The organism is Amycolatopsis sp. NPDC000009 (assembly GCF_055563465.1).
The window spans coordinates 18,772-39,311 of record NZ_JBVHDI010000024.1 but is presented as its reverse complement, the minus strand read 5'-3'; the positions used below and the strand labels follow the sequence as shown (position 1 = coordinate 39,311).

The following is a 20,540-nucleotide window of genomic DNA, read 5'->3' as shown; positions in this document are numbered from 1 at the left end:
AAACGGGCCGCCGCTGTGGTGGTCTTCCACGTGGAAACCCCACGGGTGCCGGTTTTAGCCTCGGATGATGCGAAAACTCCTCATCGGCGCGGTGGTTTCGGCATTGGTCCTTCTTTCTCAGGCTCCGGCACAGGCGGCGACGATCCGTCCGGTGACCGGGTTCGGGAGCAATCCCGGTGCGTTGCGGATGTTCGAATACGTTCCCGACGGGCTGCCGTCCGGACGTCCGGCGGTGGTCGTGCTGCACGGCTGCACCCAGGACGCCGCCGGATACGCGCGCGGCTCCGGCTGGGTCGGCCTCGCGGACCGGCTGCGGTTCAAACTCGTTCTGCCGCAACAGGTTTCGGTGAACAACTTCAGCAAATGCTTCAACTGGTTCCAGACGGGCGACAGCAAGCGAGGATCCGGAGAAGCCGAATCGATCGCGCAGATGACGAGGTTCGCGGCCGGGAGCCGGACGTACGTGACGGGCTTGTCGGCCGGTGGCGCGATGACTTCGGTGATGCTGGCGGCGTACCCGGAACTGTTCTCGGGCGGTGGTGTCGTCGCTGGTTTGCCCTATGGCTGCGCGACTTCGATGATCGACGCGTACTCCTGCATGAACCCCGGCAAGGACCTGACGCCGAAGCAGTGGGGCGACAAGGTGCGGGCGGCGGGCACGGGATCGCGTTCGCCGGTCAGCGTCTGGCACGGGACCGCGGACTACACCGTCGCTCCGATGAACATGCGCGAGCTTGACGAGCAGTGGACCGAAGTCGGTGCGGCCGTCGACACGCACGCTGTCACCGGGATGGGGCACGGTCAGCCGATCGCGCCGGGGTCCGGTTGCGGCCAAGCGGGCCCGTACCTGCTCGACGTCGGCGTGTGCGCCGCGGCGGAACTCGCGGCGAAGTGGCGGCTAGGCGAGGACGGCGTCCAGTAGCCCGGGGAAGCGCGCGTGGACGTCTTCGGTGCGTAGCTCGACCCAGCGGGTCCGGCCCTCGACGAACGTCGTCGTGAGGCCGGCCTCGCGCAACACCTTCCAGTGGTGGGAGAGGGTCGGTGCGCTGATGTCGACGGCGTACTCGGTGATGGCGCAGCTTCGCGGCGAAGGGTTGCTTCGCAGGGCGCGGATCAGCTCCAGGCGCACAGGATCCGCGAGCGCCTGGAGCACCGGCACGATCTCGATCTCGTCGATCGACGGCTGCGGCAGCGTGCTGCTCACGGCACTCCAAACTATTTGACAGTCATCGAACAGTGCCGTCACTATACCTCCCATGACGATTCGACGATCATCAAATGATCGGCTCGCTCTGGGGGCTCTGCTGGTACTCGCCGTCGGGACGTTCACCGTCGGCACCGACGGATTCGTCCTGAACGGGCTGCTGCCCACCATCGCCGCGGACCTGCGTGTTTCCGAAGCGGTCGCGGGCCAGCTGACCACCGTTTTCGCGGTGACCTATGCGATCTCCTCGCCGCTCATCGCGGCCTTCACCGGACGGCTCGACCGGCGCTGGGTGCTCGGCGCGGGAATGGTGCTGTTCACGATCGGCATGGCCGGTCAGGCGCTCGGCGAGTCCTTCGCCGTGGTCGCCGTCGCCCGCGTGCTGGCCGCCCTCGGCGCCGCCGCGTTCCAGTCCAACGCCTACGTCCTGGCCGGTGCGCTGGCGTCGGACGAGCGCCGCGGCCGCGCCCTGGCCACGGTCTCCGCCGGGATGAGCGTGTCGATGGTGCTCGGCGTGCCGATCGGGGTGCTGGCCGGGAACTGGTTCGGCTGGCGCACGGTGATGTGGGGGATCGGTGCGGTGGCGGTGGTCGTGACGCTGCTCGTGCCGTTGCTCCCCGGGCTTCGGATGCCGACGGTTTCGTTGCGTGACAGGCTCGCCGTCGTCGCGCGGCCGCCTATCGCGCGCGTGCTCGGCGTGAGCGTTCTCGGTACCGCTGCGGGCTTCGCGGCCTTCGTGTACTTGCCGGTGCTGGTGGCTCCGGTGGCGGCCGGCGCGATGATCTCGTGGCTGCTCGTCGGTTTCGGGATCGGGCAGATCGCGGGCAACGCCTTCGCGGGCCGGGCCACCGACTCGCTCGGCCCCGCGCGCGTCCGCGCGATCTCGCTCATCGGGACGGTCGTGACGCTGGCGCTGTTGGACGTCGCCGTGCTGAGCCTGCCCGGCTCGGTGGTCTTCGCGCTGGCTTCGGGAGTGTTCGGCGGGATGCTGATGGTGCCGCAGCAGCACCGGCTCTTCTCGCTGGCGCCCGACGCGCCGACGGTCGCCATGGGGCTCAACGGTTCCGCGATCTACGCCGGTGGCGCCCTCGGGGCCGCGCTGGGTGGCGTCGTCCTGTCGTCCGCGGGCGTCTGGTGGGTCGGTCCCGTTGCCGCCTTCGTCGCTCTGCTGGGCTTCGGGCTTTCGGTGCCTTCGCGGGCGAAGGTGGCCCAACCTGCCTGATCCGGAGGGGAGCAAGGGACCTTTGCTACCACTTCTCTGTGCTGTGGTGTCCCCAATGTGCCATTAGGGACGCTCAGCGTCTCCAATGCCACATTGGGGACACTATTCGACGGACCAGCGCTCCTCGATCCGCGCGAAGCGCCACACGAGGAGCGCGAAGAGCCACGTAAACACGAAGAGGGCGACGACCGCGTAGCCCACGTAGTCCAGGCTCAACGATCCGATCGCCGCGAGCGGCCCGGTCGTGATGCCGAAGCGTTCGGTGATGATCGAGATGACCTCGATCGTCCCGATGAGCAAGGCGACCGCGACGGAAAGCGCCGTCACGGTGAGGTTGTAGTAGATCTTCCGCACCGGCTTCGCGAAGGCCCAGCCATACGCGTAGTTCATGAAACAGCCATCGGCGGTGTCGAACAGCGTCATCCCCGCGGCGAACAGGATCGGCAGCACCAGGATCGCGTACCAAGGCAGCGAGAACGCGGCCGCCCCGCCGGCGAGCACCAGCAGGCTGATCTCGGTCGCGGTATCGAAGCCGAGGCCGAACAGCACACCGATCGGGTAGATGTGCCAAGGCTTGCGTACCGCTTTGGTGGCGCCTCGGAGCAAGCGGTTCATGAAGCCGCGGTTGTCGAGTTGCCGCTCCAGCGCCGCTTCGTCGAGCTCGCCGCGCCGCATCCGCCGGAACACCTTCACGATGCCGACCAGCACCACCAGGTTCATGATCCCGATGAGGTACAGGAACACCGCGGAAACCGACGTTCCGATCAGCCCGGTCGTCTCGTGCAGCGCCGACGAGTCGTCCTCGACGGCGCCGGCCAGCGCCCGCACGCCGAGCGACAGCAGCAGGCACAGGGCGAACACGATCGTCGAATGGCCGAGGGAGAACCAGAAACCGACCGAAAGCGGCCGTTGCCCGTCGGCCATCAGTTTGCGGGTGGTGTTGTCGATCGCGGCGATGTGGTCCGCGTCGAACGCGTGCCGCATCCCGAGCACGAACGCGGTGACGCCGAGGCCGACCCCGAACACGCCCGTGGCGCCGAGCTCGTACTGGCGCGGCGCCACGAAAAGCGTCAGGACCCCCCAGCCGATGACGTTGAGCAGCAGGATGAACCCGGCCATCCCGGCGACGGACACCCGTTCGCGTCGCGTGAGCGCGAGGCGTCGGGATGAACGGGTCTGTCCGCCGGTGTTCAGCTCGCGCGCACCCGAAGGGAGTCGAGAGCCTTCCGTACGTGGCCATCGTTGGCCGCCAGCGCCTTCGCCGCACTCGCGACGTCTTCGCCGGACAGCAGGTGGACCAGCGCGACCTTGAGGTCGCCGTCGGCCTCGGTGAGCGCGTCGGAGCAGTCCGCCATGCTCATCCCGGTGGCCTCGCGCAGGATCCGGATGGTCCGCCCGCGCAGCTTGGCGTTGGTCGCCCGCATGCTGACCATCAGGTTCGAATACGTGCGGCCGAGCTTGATCATCGTCGCGGTGGAGAACGCGGTGAGGATGATCTTCTGCGCCGTGCCCGCCTTCATCCGCGTCGATCCGGCGATCGCCTCTGGGCCGGTGTCCACCGCGATGAGGACATCGACACCCGGCGGCGTCACCGTCGCCGGATTACCCGACACCAAGGCGGTGCGGGCACCGAGACGGCCGGCCGCGGCCAGCGCGCCGAGGACGTAGGGCGTCCGGCCGGACGCAGTCAGCCCGAGCACGAAGTCGCCGGGCGCGACGGACTCGGCCACCTCGGCGGCTCCGGCCTTCGCGTCGTCCTCGGCGTCTTCGACGGCTTGGCGCAGCGCGCGTGCGCCGCCCGCGTGATGCGCGATGAACCAATCGGCGGGCACGTTGAACGTCGGCACGAGCTCCGCCGCGTCCAACGTCGCCAGCCTGCCGGAGGTGCCGGCCCCGAAGTAGTGCACGCGGTGCCCCGACCGCAGCGCTTCCACGGCACCCTCGACCGCCCGCGCCACCTGCGGCAGCACCGCGGCGACGGCTTCGGGGACCCGGCGGTCCTCGGCGTTGATCGCGCCGAGGATGCCCATGGTCGACATCAGGTCGATGTCGGTCGTCCGTGGATTGCGCTGTTCGGTTGGCGAATCGACGTGCACCACCTGGCGTGGGACGGTCATCATGCGCCTCACTTTTTCGCTCATTTGCCGGTTTCCCGCGGCCGCCGCCTGCCGTCGGGCCGGACACCCAGACGGTGCGAGCCAACCGCGTCCCTGGTCGCGTCGAGAGCGTTGACCGACGCGTCCATGTGCCGCTGCGCGACACCGATGAACAGGCAGTCGATGACGGTCAGCTGCGCGATGCGACTGGCGGTCGCACCCGAGCGGAACGTCGTCTCCCGCGCGGCCGTGGTCAGTACGTGGTCGGCGACCTCGGTGATCGGCGAACGCGGGAAGTTCGTCACGGCGACGGTGATCGCGCCGTGCTCGCGGGCCACACGCAGCGCCTCGACGGTGTCCGTGGTCGCGCCCGTGTGGGAGATGCCGATCGCGACGTCGCCGGGGCTCAGCACGGCGGCCGAGGTGAGCATGATGTGCGTGTCCGACCAGGCGAAACTGACCCGCCCGATGCGGTGCAGCTTCTGCTGCAGGTCCGCGGCGACGAACGCGCTCGCGCCCACGCCGTAGACGTCCACGCGGCCCGCGCCTGCCACGATGTCGATCACGCGCTGTAGCGACGGGACGTCGAGCTGGTCGGCGGTCTCCTCCACGGCACGGGCGTCCGCGAAGCTGACCTTGCCGATGACCGCGGCCAGGTCGTCCTCCGGGCCGATCTCGCCGCCGAGGTTGCGGGTCGACCGCGCCTCGGACCGGGCGGTGTCGGCCGCCAGGGCGATCCTGAGCTGCGGGTACCCGCCGACACCGACCGCCTTGCAGAACCGCGTGACGGTGGTTTCGCTGGTGTTCGCCGCGAGCGCGACCTCGGTGATGCTGCGCCGCGCGACCTGCGCGGGGTCGTCGAGGACGACCTTCGCGACGCGCTGCTCGGCCCGGGCGAGCCCGGGCAGGAGGGAGCGAATCCGGACGAGCGGGCTCGCGTCAGCGTCCCGTGTCGGCTGCGCCGGCACGGCCTCGGACGGTGCGGCCGCGATTACGGAATCGGTATCGCCCACCGTGGGAAAGTTACTAACCGTTGGCATCTGCGACAAGGCTACCCACACCCTTCGGGAAGATCGCAACCTATCCGTGTCTGCGGATTCGATTTGCGATTAATCGTTGACCAGAAAGTCGCTAACCAGGTCGAGGCCGTTAACGAGGTCGAGCTAACGACTTGGCAACTTAGTGTCGCGACGCAAGGGGCTGTGTACCGGTCAACGGGGCGGTCCGGTCAGCGGATCGGAGCTACTCGGTTACCTACTGCTCAACTTCCACCCGGTAGCGACGAAAGTAGGCGGATTATGCTCACTGTCCAGCAGTGTGCGGCCGCGTTCAGTGACTTTCACACCATCCAAGGAAATTCCTCGTCCGGTGTAACGGGCATCGGTCGTGTAACGCCAGCGGAGGGTGATTTGTGAGCTTTGTGACACCTCGGCGGCCGCCCGCCACCAAGCCCGGTGGCCGTGCCCGCCGAGACCGGTTTGGTCCCCGATGGGAGCGCCTGGTCCGCTTGCACGCAGAGTAATCGTTTTCCAGGTGGCTCCACCGTCGGTACTTATTTCCAAGAACAGAGAGTCCGACGGCCCCTCGGTGTCCACGAAGGTGTCGAAGGAGACCTTCAGCGGCCCGCCGCGCGTCTGCAACGCCGGAGTCGTGAGCGTGGCCGTGGAGACGTCCCCGGCGCCGCTGAACCACGCGTCGCGGCCGTGCGCCGGGCGGACCGCCATCGCCTTCGCGAGCGAGCTCGCCCACGTCTCCCTGGCGATGTTGATCGAGCCCCAGTTCCGTGTCGGATGCACGCGGTTGGTGAGCAGGATCGCGAACGACCGCGACAGCGGGTCGATCACCAGCGAGGTCCCGGTGAACCCGGTGTGCCCGGCCGTGGACGGCGCCGACAGCGCGCCCATGTACCAGGGCTGGTCGAGCTCGAAGCCGAGGCCGTGCGCGTTGTCGGGGAACTTGTGGTTGTAGTTCGTCAGCATCGCCCGCACGGTCTCCTCGCGCAGGATCCGCTGGCCTCGGTACGCGCCGCCGTTGAGGATCGTCTGCGCCAGCACCGCCATGTCGGCGGCTGTGGAGAACACGCCCGCGTGCCCGGCGACACCGCCCAGAGACCAGGCGTTCTCGTCGTGTACTTCGCCGCGTACGAGCCCCCGCGGCGGCTTCGCGGCGTACTCGGTCGCCGCGACCCTGGCGAGTTTCGACGCGGGCGGGTTGTACCCGGTGTCCACCAGGCCCAGCGGGGCCGAGATGCGGTCCTGGACCACCTTGTCCAGCGGTGCCCCGGCCACCTTCTCGACGAGGAAGCCGAGCGTCAGCAGGTTGATGTCGGAGTAGAGGTACGTGCTGCCCGGCGGGTTCTTCAGCGGGCTGTCGAGGACGGCCTTGCGGCGCGAGGGGATATCCGGGTAGCCCTCCCATAGGGACGGGAGCGGTGTCGCGGCGAAGCCCGAGACGTGCGTGAGCAGCTGCTGGACGGTGACGGCCTCCTTGCCGTTCACCCCGAACTCCGGCAGGTACCGCGCCACCGGCGCCGAGATCTCCACCTTGCCCGTCTCGGCCAGCTGCATCACCGCGATGGAGGTGAACAGCTTGGAGATCGACGCCATGTCGAAGATCGTGTCCGCGCGCATCGGCACCTGCTGCTCGGGCGGCAGCTCGGTGCCCTTCGCGTCGGCGTAGCGGACAGCGCCACCGACGGCCTGGCGCTCGACGACCACGCCGTCGTGCGCGAGCAGGCCGACCGCTCCGGAGAAATGCGGGTGCCCGGTGGCGTCCGGCTTGGTCCAGCTCTCGATGAACTGCTCGGCCGCCTTGATCGGCGCCGGGTCGAGACCGACGTCGGGGGGCGCGCCGTCACGCAGGACGGTGGACGCGGGCGCGAAACCTTCGCGCGGCTTGTCGAACCGGCCCGCCGCGCGGTCTCGCTGGGCTTCGCTCCCCGGAATCGCCTGTGCTCCCGCCGTCGACAGCGTGGTCGCCGCGACCAGTACGGAGACGGCCGCGATCAGGATCTTCCTAACACGCAAGGTCGTTCCTCTCAGCGGTAGATGAGATGGCGACGGCGTTTCCGGTCGAACTCGGCCAGTTCGGCCTGCCAGGACCCGACGATCTCGTCCACCCCGGCGCCCTTGTCGACCATCGTGCGCAACCTGTCGGAGCCGGAGAGCTTGTCGAGGAAGTTGTCGGGCCGCCACTTGAACTTGTCCGGGTGCAGCTGCTTCGCGGTGACGAACATGGTGACCGCGGTGCGGATGGCGTCGAACGCCCGCGGGTCCGTGACGGTCACCTGCACGCCACCGCAGGGCTCGTTGACGAACTTGCCGAACGTCGGCACGAAGTACGCCTCGCGGAACTTCACGCCGGGCAGCCGAAGCTCGCCGAGCTTCTCGCGCCAGCGCCAGTCGAGGCCCGGCGCGCCGATGATCTCGAACGGCCTGGTGGTGCCCCGGCCTTCGGAGAACACGGTGCCCTCGAACATCCCGGTGCCGGGATAGACGAGCGCGGTGTCCGGCGTCGGCATGTTCGGGCTCGGCGGGACCCACGTCAGCCCGGTGCGCCCGAAGAGCTGGTCACGTCGCCAGTCGCGCACTTCGACGATTTCGAGCTTGCCCGGCGTGACGCCCTCGGCGGGCAGGAACTCGGCGGCGAAGAACCGCGCGAGCTCGCCGACGGTCATGCCGTGCTGCTGCACGATCGGCTTCCGGCCGACACCCGAGGCGAACGCCGGGTTCAGCATCGGCCCGGCGGCCTTGCCGCCCAACGGGTTCGGCCGGTCCAGCACGACGACCGCCGCGCCGGTCTTCGCCGCCGCGACCATCGCCGTGTACAGCGACCAGATGTAGGTGTAGAACCGCGCGCCGACGTCGGCGATGTCGAAGACGACGGTGTCGACGCCCGCCTTCGTGAACATCCCGGCGAGCTTCGTCGCGTCGGCGCCGTACGCGTCGTAGACGGGTACGCCGGTGCGGGGATCGGTGTAGTCGCCCTCGGAGCCGCCCGCTTGCGCGCTGCCGCGGAACCCGTGCTCCGGCCCGAACGCGGCGAGCGGCCGGACACCGGCGGCGACCATCGAATCGACGATGTGGTCGCCGCTCGCCAGGACGCCTGTCGGATTCGACAGCACGCCGAGCTTGCGGCCGGACAGTGGTGCCCAGCCCTTGGCGGCGAGCACGTCCGCTCCGGTGCGGGTGAGCGGGGGACCTTTGCTCTCGCTTTCCGGCTGGGCCCCCGCGACCGAGGACCCGGCCGTCAGCGCGGGGACCGCGAGCGCGCCGGTGGCGAGGAAGTGGCGGCGGTTGAGGTTCACCAGGTCAGCCCGTGGCCGAAGGGGTACTTCACCGTGCCGACGTCCTTGCCCGCGGGGACGTCCACCGGCAGCTTGCCCTGCGGCGTGACCTTCCCGAGGATCACCTTCGCCAGCGCCTCGAGAGAAGGCGAGATGTAGCCGTACGTGGCGAGCCACGTCTTGATCGGGTTCTCGTAACCGGCGTCGTACGGGATCTGGGCGGCGACCGCGACGACGGGTTTCCCGGTGTCGGCCAGCGCCTGCAACAGCTTGCCCTGCAACGGATACGTGCCGACGTTGTTGGTCAGCACGACGACGAGGTCGACGTTCTTCGCCGCCGCGACGGCCTGCGCGATCTGGGCGTCGGTCGGCGTCTGCCCGGTCTGCAGCGCGGTCGCCTGCGTGCCGTGCGCGGTGAGCTTCGAGGCCAGGGACGCCGTCGTGCTCACGCCCCAGCCGGTCACGAGCGTCTTCGCGGGCTGCTGCTTGAGCGGAAGGACACCGCCGTCGTTGCGGATGGCGGTGACCGACCGGTCGGCGATGCCCTGCGCGGTCGCGAGGTTGGCCGGGGTGCCGACCTTCGTCATCACCTTGGCCGGGTCGACGAACGGCGAGGTCAGGATGCCGCGGTTCAGCTTGAGCTTGAGCACCCGCAGGACGCTCTCGTCGATACGCCGCTCGGTCAGCTCACCCTTGCGGACGGCGTCGAGCACCGAGTTGATCGCGAGTTCGAGGTTCACCGGCATGAGCAGCTGGTCGACGCCCGCTTTGAGCGCGAGCACCGGGATCTCCGCGTCGGTGTGCATCTCGCGCACGGCGTCCATCGAGAGCGAGTCGGTGACGACGACGCCGCGGTAGCCGAGCTCCTCGCGGAGTTTGCCGGTGAGGATCGGCTTCGACAGCGTCGCCGGCTCTCCCGACGGGTCGAGGCTGGGGAATTGGATGTGCGCGCTCATGATCGAGTCGATGCCCGCCTTGATGGCGGCCTTGAACGGCGGCACGTCGGTCGCGCGCCAGCTGTCCTCGCTGCGGTCGATCCTGGGCAGCTCGTGGTGACTGTCGGTGGCCGCGTCGCCGTGGCCGGGGAAGTGCTTCGCGGCGGCGGACACCGTCTCGGAGCGCCGTCCGGAGTTCTGGAAGCCCCTGACCTGGGCCTCGACGAACTGGCTCGCCAGCTCCGGGCGGCCGGAGAAGGACCGGACGCCGATCACCGGGTTGGCCGGGTTGGAGTTCACGTCGGCGTCGGGGGCGAAGTCCTGGTTGATGCCGACGGCGCGGAGTTCGTGCCCGAGGATGCGGGCGGCCTCCTGCGCGGCCTTGGTGTCACGGCCGGCCGAGATCGCCATCGCGTTCGGCAGCTCGGTCGCGGGGGCACCCATCCGGGTGACCGTGCCGCCTTCCTGGTCAGTCGCGATCTGCAACGGGATGCGGGCGCCGCTGCGGAGCGCGGCCCGCTGGAGCCCGTTGGACAGCTTGGCGACCTGCACCGGGTCGTCGAAGTTGTCGCGGCTGTCGTTGTTGAAGTAGATGACGCCGCCCAGGTGGTACTTCTCGATCACCTGCGCGGGGGTGTCGACGCCGAAGTCGGCCTGGTTCTTGGCGTTGACCTCGTCGGCGGACTTCCCGTTCACCCACGTGACGAACAGCTGCCCGACCTTCTGCTCCAGGGTCAGCCCGCGCAGCGTCCGCTGCGCCTCGACGTCCGCCGTCACCGGCCGCGCGGTCGCCGGAACCGCCGAGACGCCCAGGGTGAGCAGGCCCGCGAGGGGCAGGGCGAGCGCATGGATCCTCCGATGACGGGCGTGCGCGGTTCGGGTCGTCACCTCAAGCCTCCCAGATTCGTGCCTGACTCTCAGGTGGAAAGAAGTCCACCTGGAAGCACTGATATCCGGAAGCTACCCACGAGCACTTTGCTTGTCCATCGGCCACCCGCACGAACGGTCCGTTCATACACAAAGGGACGCGAAGGGGCCTGTCACGCTTGAAATCGGGGGTAAAACACTGGCGGCGCCCGTCGGCAAGAAGCCGGCGGGCGCCGCCAGTCAGTGCGGACCACTCGGGCGACCAAGCGTGCAACTCTGGTCGTACCTTCATGGACTCGGCGTCCGGCGTCCCGGTACGCAGTCCCTAGACGACGAGCCTCCCGCGGCGCGCTGCGCGTGGGTACCCGGTGTCCGCACACGGAGATTCGCCGGGGTGGAACAGGCTTCTCTTCTACCTGTTCCCTGGCCGACCGAACGTCCGCACCTACTTTCTACGCCGTGAGCCGGGTCACTTCAAGTGCGCAGACGGGTGCACCGGTACAGAGGCTCGATCTAGTGACACGAGCACCCTCAGCGACGGACAATTCGCGGCCCTGACTGCGAAAACCGGTCCGGTACCGCCGTGTGGGTGCGCGCTCAGCGGGTGCGTTTGCGCCGGTTGTAGCCGTACCAGGTGGCCCCCGCGGCGACGGCGCCGAGCGCGACCAGGCCGGCCGAGCGCGCCGGGATCCGGGTCCGCAGCGACATCGGGTGCTCGAAGGCGAGGATATCCCAGCCCTGTTCGGTCGCGTGCTTGCGCAGGACGCGGTCGGGGTTGACCGCGTGCGGCCGTCCGACGACCTCGAGGAGCGGGATGTCGGTGCTCGAGTCGGTGTACGCGTGGCACTGGGTGAGGTCGTAGTCGTAAGTCGCGGCGAGCTGCTTCGCGGCGACGGCCTTGTTCTCGCCGTAGCAGTAGAAATCGACTTCGCCCGAGTAGCGACCGTCCACAATCTGCATCCGGGTGGCCACGCTGCGCGTCGCGCCGAGCATTTCGGCGACCGGTGCGACGACCTCCTCGCCGGTCGCCGACAGCACCACGACGTCGTGCCCCTCCGCGCGATGCGAGGAGATCAGTTCCGCCGCCTCCGCGTAGACGAGTGGGTCGACGACGTCATGCAGGGTTTCGCGGACGATCGCGGACACCTGCGCGACGTCCCATCCGGTGCACAGCGCCGAAACCTCGGCCCGCATCCGCTCGGTCTTCGCCGCGTCCGCGCCCGCGAGGGAGAAGACGAGTTGGGCGTACGCGCTCCGAAGCGCGGCTCGGCGGTTGATGAGGCCTTCGCGCAAAAGCGGCTTGCTGAAGGCCAACGCGCTCGATGACGCGATGATCGTCTTGTCGAGATCGAAGAACGCCGCGACCTGGCTGGGCGTCGTGCTGGGTCGGTCCACTCGCCAAGGATAGGAGAGCCGGACGGGCGCGCGCCCGTTGGTCGACCACGATCGGGATGGCGCGGTGGAAAATTCACGACCGCCCACTCGGTCCGGCGCGTCGTGCCGTTATCGAATTGTGGGTGCGGAGGTCGCCCGCAACGGGCCGGTACCGGAGTTACAGTGAGATTGTCCGGTGTTGCACCGGGCCCAGGTTCAGTCCGACCCCCCGGGGCTGAACCCCAGGCGGCCCTCGTCCCTCCCCCCTGGCGAGGGCCGCCTCCTCGATCCCTTGTGGCGTCAGTGGTTCAGACCTGGCCGGTCAAGAAAACCTCGCCCGGATAAGGCCGAAACCGGCCGAAGTTCGTTAACTTTCTTTTCTCTCAACCATTTTCGCGCTCATTTCCGGATGCGGATCCGTAGTGGAAAGGGGACCGACAAAACCGTGGGAAACCGGTTTCCCACGGCGGAGTTGTCCACAACACCCCGGTTGTCCACAGGTGGGGCGGAATGGCGTTGTGCGCGGCGGGGAGCGGCGCGACCGTGGAGTCATCACCCGAGTCCGACCGAATCACTGGGGGAATCATGACCGTGGAACATCCGCTCGTCGTCGCAGGCGACGACATCCTGCTCGACGAGATCCTGCGCGTGGCCGCGGCCGCGGGCTGCGAGGTCGAACGCGCGCCCGATCTGGACGCGGCACGCGGGAGGTGGGCCCGGGCGCCGCTCGTGGTGCTCGACGAGGAAGCCGCGAGCGCGCCGAATCGCCTGCTGCGGCGGAACAAGGTCCTGCTGATCTGCAAGGGCGCGCCGACGCCGGTGACGTGGGAGCGCGCCTTCAACACCGGTTCGGAGAAGGTCCTTTCGCTCCCGGACGAGGAAGCCGACCTCATCGGCGAATTCGCCGACGTCGTCGACGGGCCGGCGCGTGACGACGGCGTCGTCATCGGGGTCGTCGGCGGGCGCGGCGGTGCCGGGGCTTCCGTGCTGGCGGCCGCCGTCGCGTACCAGGCGGAGAAGTCCGGCACCGGCGGGCTGCTGGTCGACTGCGACCCGCTCGGCGGCGGAGTCGACGTCCTCCTCGCCGCCGAACGTGATCGCGGGCCCCGCTGGCCGGAGCTCGACCTCGGCGGCAGGGTGTCCATGGCCGCGTTGAGCGAAGCCCTGCCGCGAAAGAAATACCCGACCGGGTCGCTGTCCTTTGTGTCCTATGGAAGGGAAGGGCGCGGCCCCGGGCCCGAGGCGATCGAGGGCGTGCTGAACGCCGGACGGCGGGCGGGGCGGACGGTCGTCTGCGATCTGCCGAGGTATTTCGGTGCCGAGACGGCCGCCGTGATCGGGCGGGCCGATCTCGTCGTGGTCGTCGTCCCCGCGGAACTCCGTGCCTGCGCCGCGGCGAAACAGGTCCTCGCCAGGCTCGAGCTCCACGCGACGAGGATCGGTGTCGCGGTCCGAGGCCCGTCGCCCGCCGGGCTGATCCCCCAGGAGATCGCCGACGCCGTCGGCGTCCCGCTCATCACGTCGATGGGCCGCGAGCGGTCCCTCTCGGTGGCGCTGGACCGCGGCGAGTTCGTCCCGAGACATCGCGGGCACCTGGCGACGGCCGCCACCGAAGTCCTCGCGGCGGCGCGCGGAAACCTGGCCGGTGCTTCGAGATGACCGAAGAGCTGGTCGAGCGGGTCCGGCGGCGGCTGGCCGGATCGGCCGCCCCGGCGGATCCGGTGAGCGTCGCGCGGGCGGTCCGCGCCGAAGCGGGCGGCGCGCTCGGGCAGGACGCTGTCCTCGGAGCGGTCCGGCTGGCGCGTGACGAGTTCGTCGGCGCCGGCCCGCTCGCGCCGCTTCTCGAAAAGCCCGGCGTCACGGACATTCTCGTCACCGCTCCCGACAAGGTCTGGGTGGACACCGGTAAAGGCCCCAAGGAGACGGAGATCCGTTTCGCCGACGAGGAAGCGGTCCGCAGGCTGGCCCAGCGGCTCGCCCTCGCCGGCGGGCGGCGCCTGGACGACGCGCAACCGTTCGCCGACTGCTGGCTTCCGGGAGTCGGGCCGCACGGCCGGGTCCGGATGCACGCGGTGCTCCCGCCGCTCGCGCCCGCCGGGACCTCCCTCTCGCTCCGCGTTCTCCGGCCCGCCACCCATGATCTCGCCGAACTCCGATTGCGCGGGGTGTTCGGCACCAGTGGCGCGGATCTGCTCGACTCGGTCATCCGGCGACGGCTCGCGTTCCTGGTCTCCGGTGGCACCGGGGCGGGCAAGACGACCTTGCTCGCCGCGTTGCTCGGCGCCGTGCCCCCGTCCGAACGCATCGTCTGCGTCGAGGACGCCGGAGAACTGCAACCGGACCATCCGCAGTTCGTCAGCCTGCTCACCCGCCCGGCGAACGTCGAGGGCGCGGGCGAGGTCGGACTCAGCGAACTGGTGCGGCAGGCGTTGCGGATGCGCCCGGACCGCCTGGTCGTCGGAGAGGTGCGCGGCCGGGAGGTGATCGCGTTGCTCAACGCGATGAACACCGGGCACGAGGGCGGTGGCTGCACCCTGCACGCCAATTCCTCGGAGGAGGTCCCCGCGCGCATGGAGGCGCTGGCCGCGCTCGGCGGGCTGAAACGCGACGCGCTGCACAGCCAGCTGACGGCGGCGGTGCGGGTGGTCCTGCACATGGTCCGGCTGCCGAGCGGGATCCGGCGGCTGGACGAGGTCGGTGTCCTGCGGTCCTTTCGAGGTGAGGCCAAGGTCGTTCCGGTTTGGAGCAAAGGCACCTGGATCGGCGACGAGACTCCCTTCGAGGAGCTGGCGGCATGAACCCGTGGTTCCTGCTCTCCTGCGGCGCGGGCCTGGCCTGCTGGCCGAAGCCGATGGTGCGCGCGCCGATCGCCTGGCGTCCGCCACGGGCGCTCCGGACGGGCTGGTGGCCTCTGCCGGCGCTGCTCGTCCTGCCGTTCCTCGGGATCGGCTGGGCCGTCGCGACACTCGTGATCACCGTGTCCGTCCGCCAGGAGGTCCGGTCGCGAGCGCGGGCGAACGCGGCGCTGGCCGAAGCCGAGCTCACCGCGTCCGTGTTGCGGACGATGATCGGGGAGCTCCGCGCGGGCGCCCACCCGGTGACGGCGGCCGAAGCCACCGCGGAGGCGATACCGGCGGCGTCCGAGCGGCTGCGCGGGCTCATCGCGGCCGCCCGGCTCGGTGGGGAAACCGCCGCCGACCCGGACGCACCACCGGCTTTGGTGAACGCGTGGACGCTCGCGAACCGGTTCGGGCTGCCGATGGCCGACGTGCTCGACGCCGCGAGACGGGACGCGGAGGCGGGGATCGGCTTCCGCCGCCGGCTCAAAGCCAAGATGGCCGGTCCCCGGGCGAGCGCCGCCGTACTCGCGGCCCTCCCGCTGGTGTGCCTGCCGCTCGGCGAGGTGATGGGAGCGGGCCCGGTCCACGTCCTCACCGGGACTGGTGCCGGCCAAGTGCTGCTCGTCGTGGGCAGTGGGCTGATCTGGGCGGGCACGGCCTGGTGCCGGGCCCTGACCGGGCGGGTGGCGTCATGCTGACCGGCGCGGCGTTGATCCTGCTGGGTGGTGCCGTCTTCTGTTGGCCACGCGTCGCGGCCGGTGGTGTAGCACGGCCAAGCCGGCTTCTTACGCGGCTTCGGGTGCGGTCGCCCCGGGACAACGGAACCTTCGAACTCGTCCGGTCCGCGGCCACCCTCGATCTGCTGGCCGCTTGTCTGGCAGGCGGGCTGCCGGTGCCCGTCGCGCTCGAGGCCGTCGTGCCGACCGCTTCACCGAAGACCGCGGCGGCTCTGCGTTCGGTGGCGTCGCATCTCGCCGTGGGCATCGCACCGGCGGAAGCCTGGGCGCCGGTCCGTGACCGGCCCGGCCTGACCGAACTGGCCGTCGCCGCCGTCCGGACGGCGCGGGCGGGCACCGCGCTCGCCGCGCACGCGAAGGATCTCGCGCGAAGGCTGCGCGAGTCGCTCTCCGCCGAAGCCGAGGAACGCGCGGAACGGGCGGGAGTGCTGCTGGCGGCACCGATCGGCCTGTGCTTCCTCCCTGCGTTCCTCTGCCTCGGTGTCCTCCCTGTCGTGCTCGGCCTCGCCGGTCGTCTCGACTTCCTCTGATCGAAAGGCGCTCCCATGTCCAAGCTCCCCACCTTCCGCGAAGACGACGGCATGGCGACGATCGAATACGCCATCGCCACCCTGGCCGCCGCCGCGCTGGCGACCGTCCTCTACCTGATCATCGACAGCGAAGCCGTCCGCGCCGGACTCACCTCGCTCATCGAGCGGGCCCTGTCGGTGAAGTTCTGATGCGCGGCGATGACCGCGGCTCCGTCACGGTCGAGGCCGCGCTCGGAATCGGCGCGCTGACCTTCGTCTCGGCTCTGTTGCTCGCCGGGATCGGGGCCGCGTCCGATCAGCTCCGCTGCACCGACGCGGCCCGCGAGGCCGCCAGGTTGCTCGCCCGCGGCCAGCCCGCCCGTGCCGAACAGGCGGTCTGGGAGATCGCGCCGTCCGGCGCCCGACTGGACGTCGTCCGCGAAGGCGACACGATCACGGCCGGCGTCGAGGCCGAACCGGTCGGCGGGCTCCTGCCGGGTATCCGGCTGCGCTCCAGCGCCTTCGCTGTCGCCGAGCCGGGGAGCGGGCCGTGACCGCGGACGATCGCGGTGTCGCGACCGTGTGGACCGCTTCGATGGTCGCGGTCCTGGTCTGCGCGGCCGCGTTCGCCTTCTGGATCGGCGCCGCCGTCACGACCCGGCACCGTGCCGAGGCCGCCGCGGACCTGGCGGCGCTCGCGGCGGCCTCACACGCGTCGGACGGCCCCGCCGCGGCCTGTGAACGGGCGAGGCAGGTAGCCGTCCGGATGTCGGTCACGTTGCTGACCTGCCGGTGGGAGCGCGGTGATGCCCTGGTCGAGGTGCGCTCGGAGCCCTCTGGGCGGCCGGCGGTCACCGGACGGGCGGAGGCACGGGCCAGGGCGGGGCCGGTCGACCGGTCACCGTGACGGAGCTCCCACGGCGAACGGTCGCCGGGCGGTGACCGGCCGGTAGTACGCGCGAGTAACCGCTGCGCGCGAGCAGCGGTCGTTGACGCGCGGCGAGCGGTCGAAGCCATGATCAGCTCACCGCCGAACGGCCGCCCGCCGCTCGTCGAGAGCGCGGGCACCCAGGCGAGAAGCCCAGGTCGGCTGCGACGAACGGCTCGGTACCGGTCGTGCGGGCCCGTTGACCGGACGTCCGGCGTTCGGTCCGTCCGGTCGCACTACCGCGCGTTCATCGCTAAGTAACCGCCGGTTGTCGCGTGAGGTCTTCTCCCGATGTGCAACTTGCCGTTTATTGAGATGTGCGCCACTTCGAAAAGCTCGCCGAGGCCGGTGCGACCGAGACAGACACAGGACAGAGTTGACCTGAGGCAGGGACAGTAATGTTGGACGCGAATTGGCCGGACAGCTGGCGGGGCGCCTTCCGCATCGAAATGCGTGCGGAGGCGATCGGACTCGCCTGGCGTGGCTGGCCGGTGCTCCCGGGTGCCGAGCCCGCGGCGCTCACCGCCGAAGGTGACGACCTCACCTGGCGGCGTCCCGTCCCGGCCCAGGACAACTGGCGTGAACTGACCGAGACCCACCCGCACGAGGTCGCCACCTGGTTCGGCGACGACACGCACAGCCTCCTCGTCGCCACCGGCACCGTGCTCGACGCCATCGAGGTCGACGACGAACTCGGCAAGGCCGCCGCCCGCCTGCTGCGCGCCACCGGACACCCCGCCCCGATCGTCGCGATGCCGAACGGCCGCTGGCTGTTCCTCACCACCGTCGCCACGAGCATCCCGCGGGAACTGGCCGACCAGGCCTCGATCCAGTGGCACGGTGCGAACGGCTACATCCCGCTGCCCCCGTCGCCGTTCCAGCACGGTGTCGTGCACTGGCGGGTCAAGCCCGAGGTCTGGGGCTGGCAGCTGCCCGAGGCCGCCGAGGTGCACGACGTGCTCGTCCGTGCGCTGGCCGGTGACCAGGCCGTCGCCCCGGTGGCGAGCCTCAGCACCGCCGCCTGATCAACCCACAATTTCAAGCCACCCCGTGGCCGGACCCGGACCCGTGCTGACGCAAAGCCCCGAGCACGGTGTCCAGAACGGCCACCGCCCCCGCCTTGTCCAGCGGATCGTTGCCGTTCCCGCACTTCGGCGACTGGACGCAGGACGGGCAGCCGGCCGGGCACTCGCAGGAAACGATCGCCTCCCGCGTCGCGGCCAGCCAAGGGACAATCGCGGCAAATCCGCGGTCGGCGAATCCCGCACCCCCGGGATGGCCATCGTGCACGAACACCGTCGCCTCCCCGGTGTCTTCGTGCCACGCGGTCGACACCCCGCCAATGTCCCAGCGGTCGCAAGTAGCGAACAGCGGTAGCAGGCCGATCGCCGCGTGCTCGGCGGCATGCAGGGCACCGGGGACGCGCGCCGGATCCAACTCGGCGCCCGTCCCCGGTGCCCCGCCAAGTTCCTCGGTCCCCACCCTGGAGCCTCCGGTCCCCACCGGCTCCAGTGCTTCGGTCCCCGCCCGATGGCCCCCGGTCCCCGCCACGCCATCGGACGCGCCGAGCAGCTCGGCCGAGATGGTGTACCAGACGGCACGGGTGTGCAGGCTCTGCTCCGGCAGATCCAGCGGAGTCTGGTCCAGCACCTCACCGGACGGACGCCTCCGCAAGTAGCCGACCACTTGCGAGCTCACCGAAACCTCGCCCAGGTTCACCGTGACCCCGCCGTGCACTCGCCTCTCTTCGGTGCGCAGCACGCTGATGTCGACGATCTCGCGCGGTGACGTGGTCCAGTCCGGATCCTCCGCGTGCACCAGGGCGAGCCCGGTCTCCAGATCCAGCTCGTCGACCACGTAGGACGAACCCTGGTGCAGGTACACCGCGCCGGGATGGACCGCGTAGCAGGCGGAACCCGGGTCCACCGTGCCGAGCATCCGGCCGGAATCGGCTTCCACCACCGCGATCTGCTCGCCACCGGACCCCCGGATGCCGACCTCGGCGTGCGGCCGGTCGCGCGAGGTCCAGTACCAGCCGCTCGTGCGGCGGCGGACGATCTTCTCCTTGACCAGATCGGCGAGCACGGCACGCGCCGAGTCTCCGCCGAAGGCCGCGACCTCCGGCTCGGTCAGCGGGAGTTCGGCGATGGCGCAGGCCAGTTGCGGCCCGAGCACATACGGATTCGACGGGTCGAGGACGGCGGCCTCCACGGGACGGTCCAGGATCGCTGCCGGATGGTGCACGAGATAGGTGTCCAGCGGGTCGTCGCGGGCCACGAAGACGACCAGCGCCGCGTCGCCCGCGCGCCCCGCCCGTCCCGCCTGCTGCCAGAACGAGGCGAGCGTGCCCGGATAGCCTGCCAGCACCACCGCGTCCAGACCGGCGATGTCGACGCCGAGTTCGAGCGCGTTCGTCGTCGCGACACCGAGCAACCGCCCGGACAGCAACGCCGCTTCGAGGGCACGCCGTTCCTCCGGCAGATACCCGGAGCGATACGCGGCGACGGATTCGGCCAGTGAACCGTCCACTTCGGACAGAATTCGCCGTGCGCCGAGCGCGGTCAGTTCAGCGCCTCGCCGAGACCGGACGAACGCCAGTGAGCGGGCGCCTTCGATGACCAGCTCGGCGAGGATCCGGGAAGCCTCGGCCCCCGCCGAGCGCCGCACCGGTGCCCCGTTCTCGCCGGAGAGCTCCGACAGCAGCGGGGGTTCCCACAACGCGACCGTGCGGGCACTGCGCGGCGAGCCGTCCTCGGTGACCGGGACACAGTCCTGCCCGGTGAGCTTCGACGCGAACGCCGCCGGGTCCGCGGTCGTCGCGGACGCGAGGACGAAAACCGGCGAAGCGCCGTAGTACGCCGCGACCCTTCGCAGCCTGCGCAGCAGCAGCGCCACGTGGGAACCGAAGACACCGCGATAGCTGTGGCATTCGTCGACGACGACGAACGAGAGCCGCCGGAAGAACCGCGACCAGCGCGCGTGCGACGAGAGGACCCCGCGATGCAGCATGTCCGGGTTCGTGAACACCCAGTTCGCGTGCGCGCGGACCCAGTCCCGCTCCTCCAGCGGGGTGTCGCCGTCGAACGACGCGGCCCTCGCCTTCTTGATGTCCAAAGAGGACACCGCGCGCAACTGGTCGGCGCCGAGCGCCTTGGTCGGCGACAGGTACAGCGCCGTGGCCCGCTCGTCCTCGACCAGTGCCGTGAGCACCGGCAACTGGTACGCGAGCGACTTGCCCGACGCGGTGCCGGTCGAGATCACGACGTGCTCGCCTTCGCGGACCAAGGACGCGGCCTCCGCCTGATGCCGCCACGGCGCCTCGACCCCGTTCGACTTCAGCGCCTCGACGACCGGAGCCGCCGCCCACTCCGGCCAGTCCACGGAATCCGCCGGACGAGCAGGCAACTCGGCCACATGGGTGACCGGGTACAGCGAAGCCGGGATCCCCGCCGTCGCGCGGTCGAGAAGCCGCCGGCCCTTGCCGGAACTCACCGTGCCGTCCACCTCCGGAGCTTCGCACAGCGCACCGACAGAAACGGGCAC

19 protein-coding genes are annotated in these 20,540 nt (G+C 70.2%); 10 read left to right on the top strand and 9 right to left on the bottom strand.

Annotation, left to right across the window (positions count from 1 at the left end; genetic code table 11):
* The first annotated feature begins 64 nt into the window (after window positions 1-64).
* Entirely contained in the window at window positions 65-922 is an 858-nt protein-coding gene (locus ACZ3HL_RS38555; protein WP_465536525.1) for an extracellular catalytic domain type 1 short-chain-length polyhydroxyalkanoate depolymerase, read from the top strand.
* Here ACZ3HL_RS38555 and ACZ3HL_RS38550 read toward each other — a convergent pair.
* Window positions 899-1,204 carry an ArsR/SmtB family transcription factor gene (locus tag ACZ3HL_RS38550; protein ID WP_465536523.1) on the bottom strand — a complete coding sequence of 102 codons (306 nt, stop codon included), beginning with the start codon at window positions 1,202-1,204 and terminating at the stop codon, window positions 899-901. The genes ACZ3HL_RS38555 and ACZ3HL_RS38550 overlap by 24 nt on opposite strands.
* 52 nt (window positions 1,205-1,256) lie before the next feature.
* On the opposite strand from ACZ3HL_RS38550, the gene ACZ3HL_RS38545 reads away from it, so the two are divergent.
* Complete coding sequence (locus tag ACZ3HL_RS38545) at window positions 1,257-2,426, top strand: MFS transporter (protein WP_465410443.1); 1,170 nt, start codon at window positions 1,257-1,259, stop codon at window positions 2,424-2,426.
* 102 nt (window positions 2,427-2,528) lie between these two features.
* Here the strand turns inward: ACZ3HL_RS38545 and nicT are convergent, their stop codons facing one another.
* The 7 genes from nicT to ACZ3HL_RS38510 form a co-directional block, all read right to left on the bottom strand.
* A complete protein-coding gene (gene nicT, locus ACZ3HL_RS38540) occupies window positions 2,529-3,620 on the bottom strand; it encodes a Nickel transporter NicT (RefSeq protein ID WP_465536637.1) in 1,092 nt (363 codons plus the stop codon).
* Window positions 3,617-4,546: an N-acetylmuramic acid 6-phosphate etherase gene (locus ACZ3HL_RS38535; RefSeq protein WP_465411194.1), complete on the bottom strand. Its 930-nt coding sequence runs from the start codon at window positions 4,544-4,546 to the stop codon at window positions 3,617-3,619. The genes nicT and ACZ3HL_RS38535 overlap by 4 nt, the downstream gene beginning before the upstream one ends.
* 17 nt (window positions 4,547-4,563) lie before the next feature.
* On the bottom strand, window positions 4,564-5,562 hold the full coding sequence (locus ACZ3HL_RS38530) for a MurR/RpiR family transcriptional regulator (RefSeq protein ID WP_225949385.1): 999 nt from the start codon (window positions 5,560-5,562) through the stop codon (window positions 4,564-4,566).
* A gap of 210 nt (window positions 5,563-5,772) precedes the next feature.
* Window positions 5,773-7,548 (bottom strand): serine hydrolase domain-containing protein, encoded by a 1,776-nt coding sequence (locus ACZ3HL_RS38525; protein WP_465536521.1) that lies wholly within the window; start codon window positions 7,546-7,548, stop codon window positions 5,773-5,775.
* Window positions 7,549-7,559: 11 nt separating this feature from the next.
* Window positions 7,560-8,828, bottom strand: a complete 1,269-nt coding sequence (locus ACZ3HL_RS38520) for an exo-beta-N-acetylmuramidase NamZ family protein (RefSeq protein ID WP_465536519.1) — start codon at window positions 8,826-8,828, stop codon at window positions 7,560-7,562.
* Window positions 8,825-10,630 carry a glycoside hydrolase family 3 protein gene (locus ACZ3HL_RS38515; RefSeq protein ID WP_465536518.1) on the bottom strand — a complete coding sequence of 602 codons (1,806 nt, stop codon included), beginning with the start codon at window positions 10,628-10,630 and terminating at the stop codon, window positions 8,825-8,827. Before ACZ3HL_RS38515 ends, ACZ3HL_RS38520 begins: the two co-directional genes overlap by 4 nt.
* Window positions 10,631-11,206: 576 nt before the next feature.
* Complete coding sequence (locus ACZ3HL_RS38510) at window positions 11,207-12,004, bottom strand: HAD family hydrolase (protein ID WP_465536517.1); 798 nt, start codon at window positions 12,002-12,004, stop codon at window positions 11,207-11,209.
* Between the two features lie 564 nt (window positions 12,005-12,568).
* Between ACZ3HL_RS38510 and ssd the strand changes: the two genes are divergently transcribed.
* The 8 genes from ssd (at window position 12,569) to ACZ3HL_RS38470 (ending at window position 18,022) form a co-directional block, all read left to right on the top strand.
* Entirely contained in the window at window positions 12,569-13,642 is a 1,074-nt protein-coding gene (gene ssd, locus ACZ3HL_RS38505) for a septum site-determining protein Ssd (protein WP_465536514.1), read from the top strand.
* A complete protein-coding gene (locus ACZ3HL_RS38500; RefSeq protein WP_465536513.1) occupies window positions 13,639-14,781 on the top strand; it encodes a TadA family conjugal transfer-associated ATPase in 1,143 nt (380 codons plus the stop codon). The genes ssd and ACZ3HL_RS38500 overlap by 4 nt, the downstream gene beginning before the upstream one ends.
* Window positions 14,778-15,521, top strand: coding sequence for a type II secretion system F family protein (locus ACZ3HL_RS38495; RefSeq protein ID WP_465536512.1), 744 nt, complete (start codon window positions 14,778-14,780; stop codon window positions 15,519-15,521). Before ACZ3HL_RS38500 ends, ACZ3HL_RS38495 begins: the two co-directional genes overlap by 4 nt.
* Window positions 15,522-15,622: 101 nt before the next feature.
* Window positions 15,623-16,090, top strand: a complete 468-nt coding sequence (locus ACZ3HL_RS38490) for a type II secretion system F family protein (protein WP_465536510.1) — start codon at window positions 15,623-15,625, stop codon at window positions 16,088-16,090.
* A gap of 15 nt (window positions 16,091-16,105) precedes the next feature.
* Window positions 16,106-16,279, top strand: coding sequence for a DUF4244 domain-containing protein (locus tag ACZ3HL_RS38485; RefSeq protein ID WP_465410453.1), 174 nt, complete (start codon window positions 16,106-16,108; stop codon window positions 16,277-16,279).
* Entirely contained in the window at window positions 16,279-16,623 is a 345-nt protein-coding gene (locus ACZ3HL_RS38480; protein WP_465536508.1) for a TadE family type IV pilus minor pilin, read from the top strand. Before ACZ3HL_RS38485 ends, ACZ3HL_RS38480 begins: the two co-directional genes overlap by 1 nt.
* Window positions 16,620-16,976, top strand: a complete 357-nt coding sequence (locus tag ACZ3HL_RS38475) for an Rv3654c family TadE-like protein (RefSeq protein WP_465410455.1) — start codon at window positions 16,620-16,622, stop codon at window positions 16,974-16,976. The genes ACZ3HL_RS38480 and ACZ3HL_RS38475 overlap by 4 nt, the downstream gene beginning before the upstream one ends.
* A 419-nt stretch (window positions 16,977-17,395) precedes the next feature.
* Window positions 17,396-18,022: a bifunctional DNA primase/polymerase gene (locus ACZ3HL_RS38470; RefSeq protein WP_465536506.1), complete on the top strand. Its 627-nt coding sequence runs from the start codon at window positions 17,396-17,398 to the stop codon at window positions 18,020-18,022.
* Between the two features lie 13 nt (window positions 18,023-18,035).
* Here the strand turns inward: ACZ3HL_RS38470 and ACZ3HL_RS38465 are convergent, their stop codons facing one another.
* Window positions 18,036-20,501 carry a DEAD/DEAH box helicase gene (locus tag ACZ3HL_RS38465; protein ID WP_465536635.1) on the bottom strand — a complete coding sequence of 822 codons (2,466 nt, stop codon included), beginning with the start codon at window positions 20,499-20,501 and terminating at the stop codon, window positions 18,036-18,038.
* Window positions 20,502-20,540: the final 39 nt, after the last annotated feature.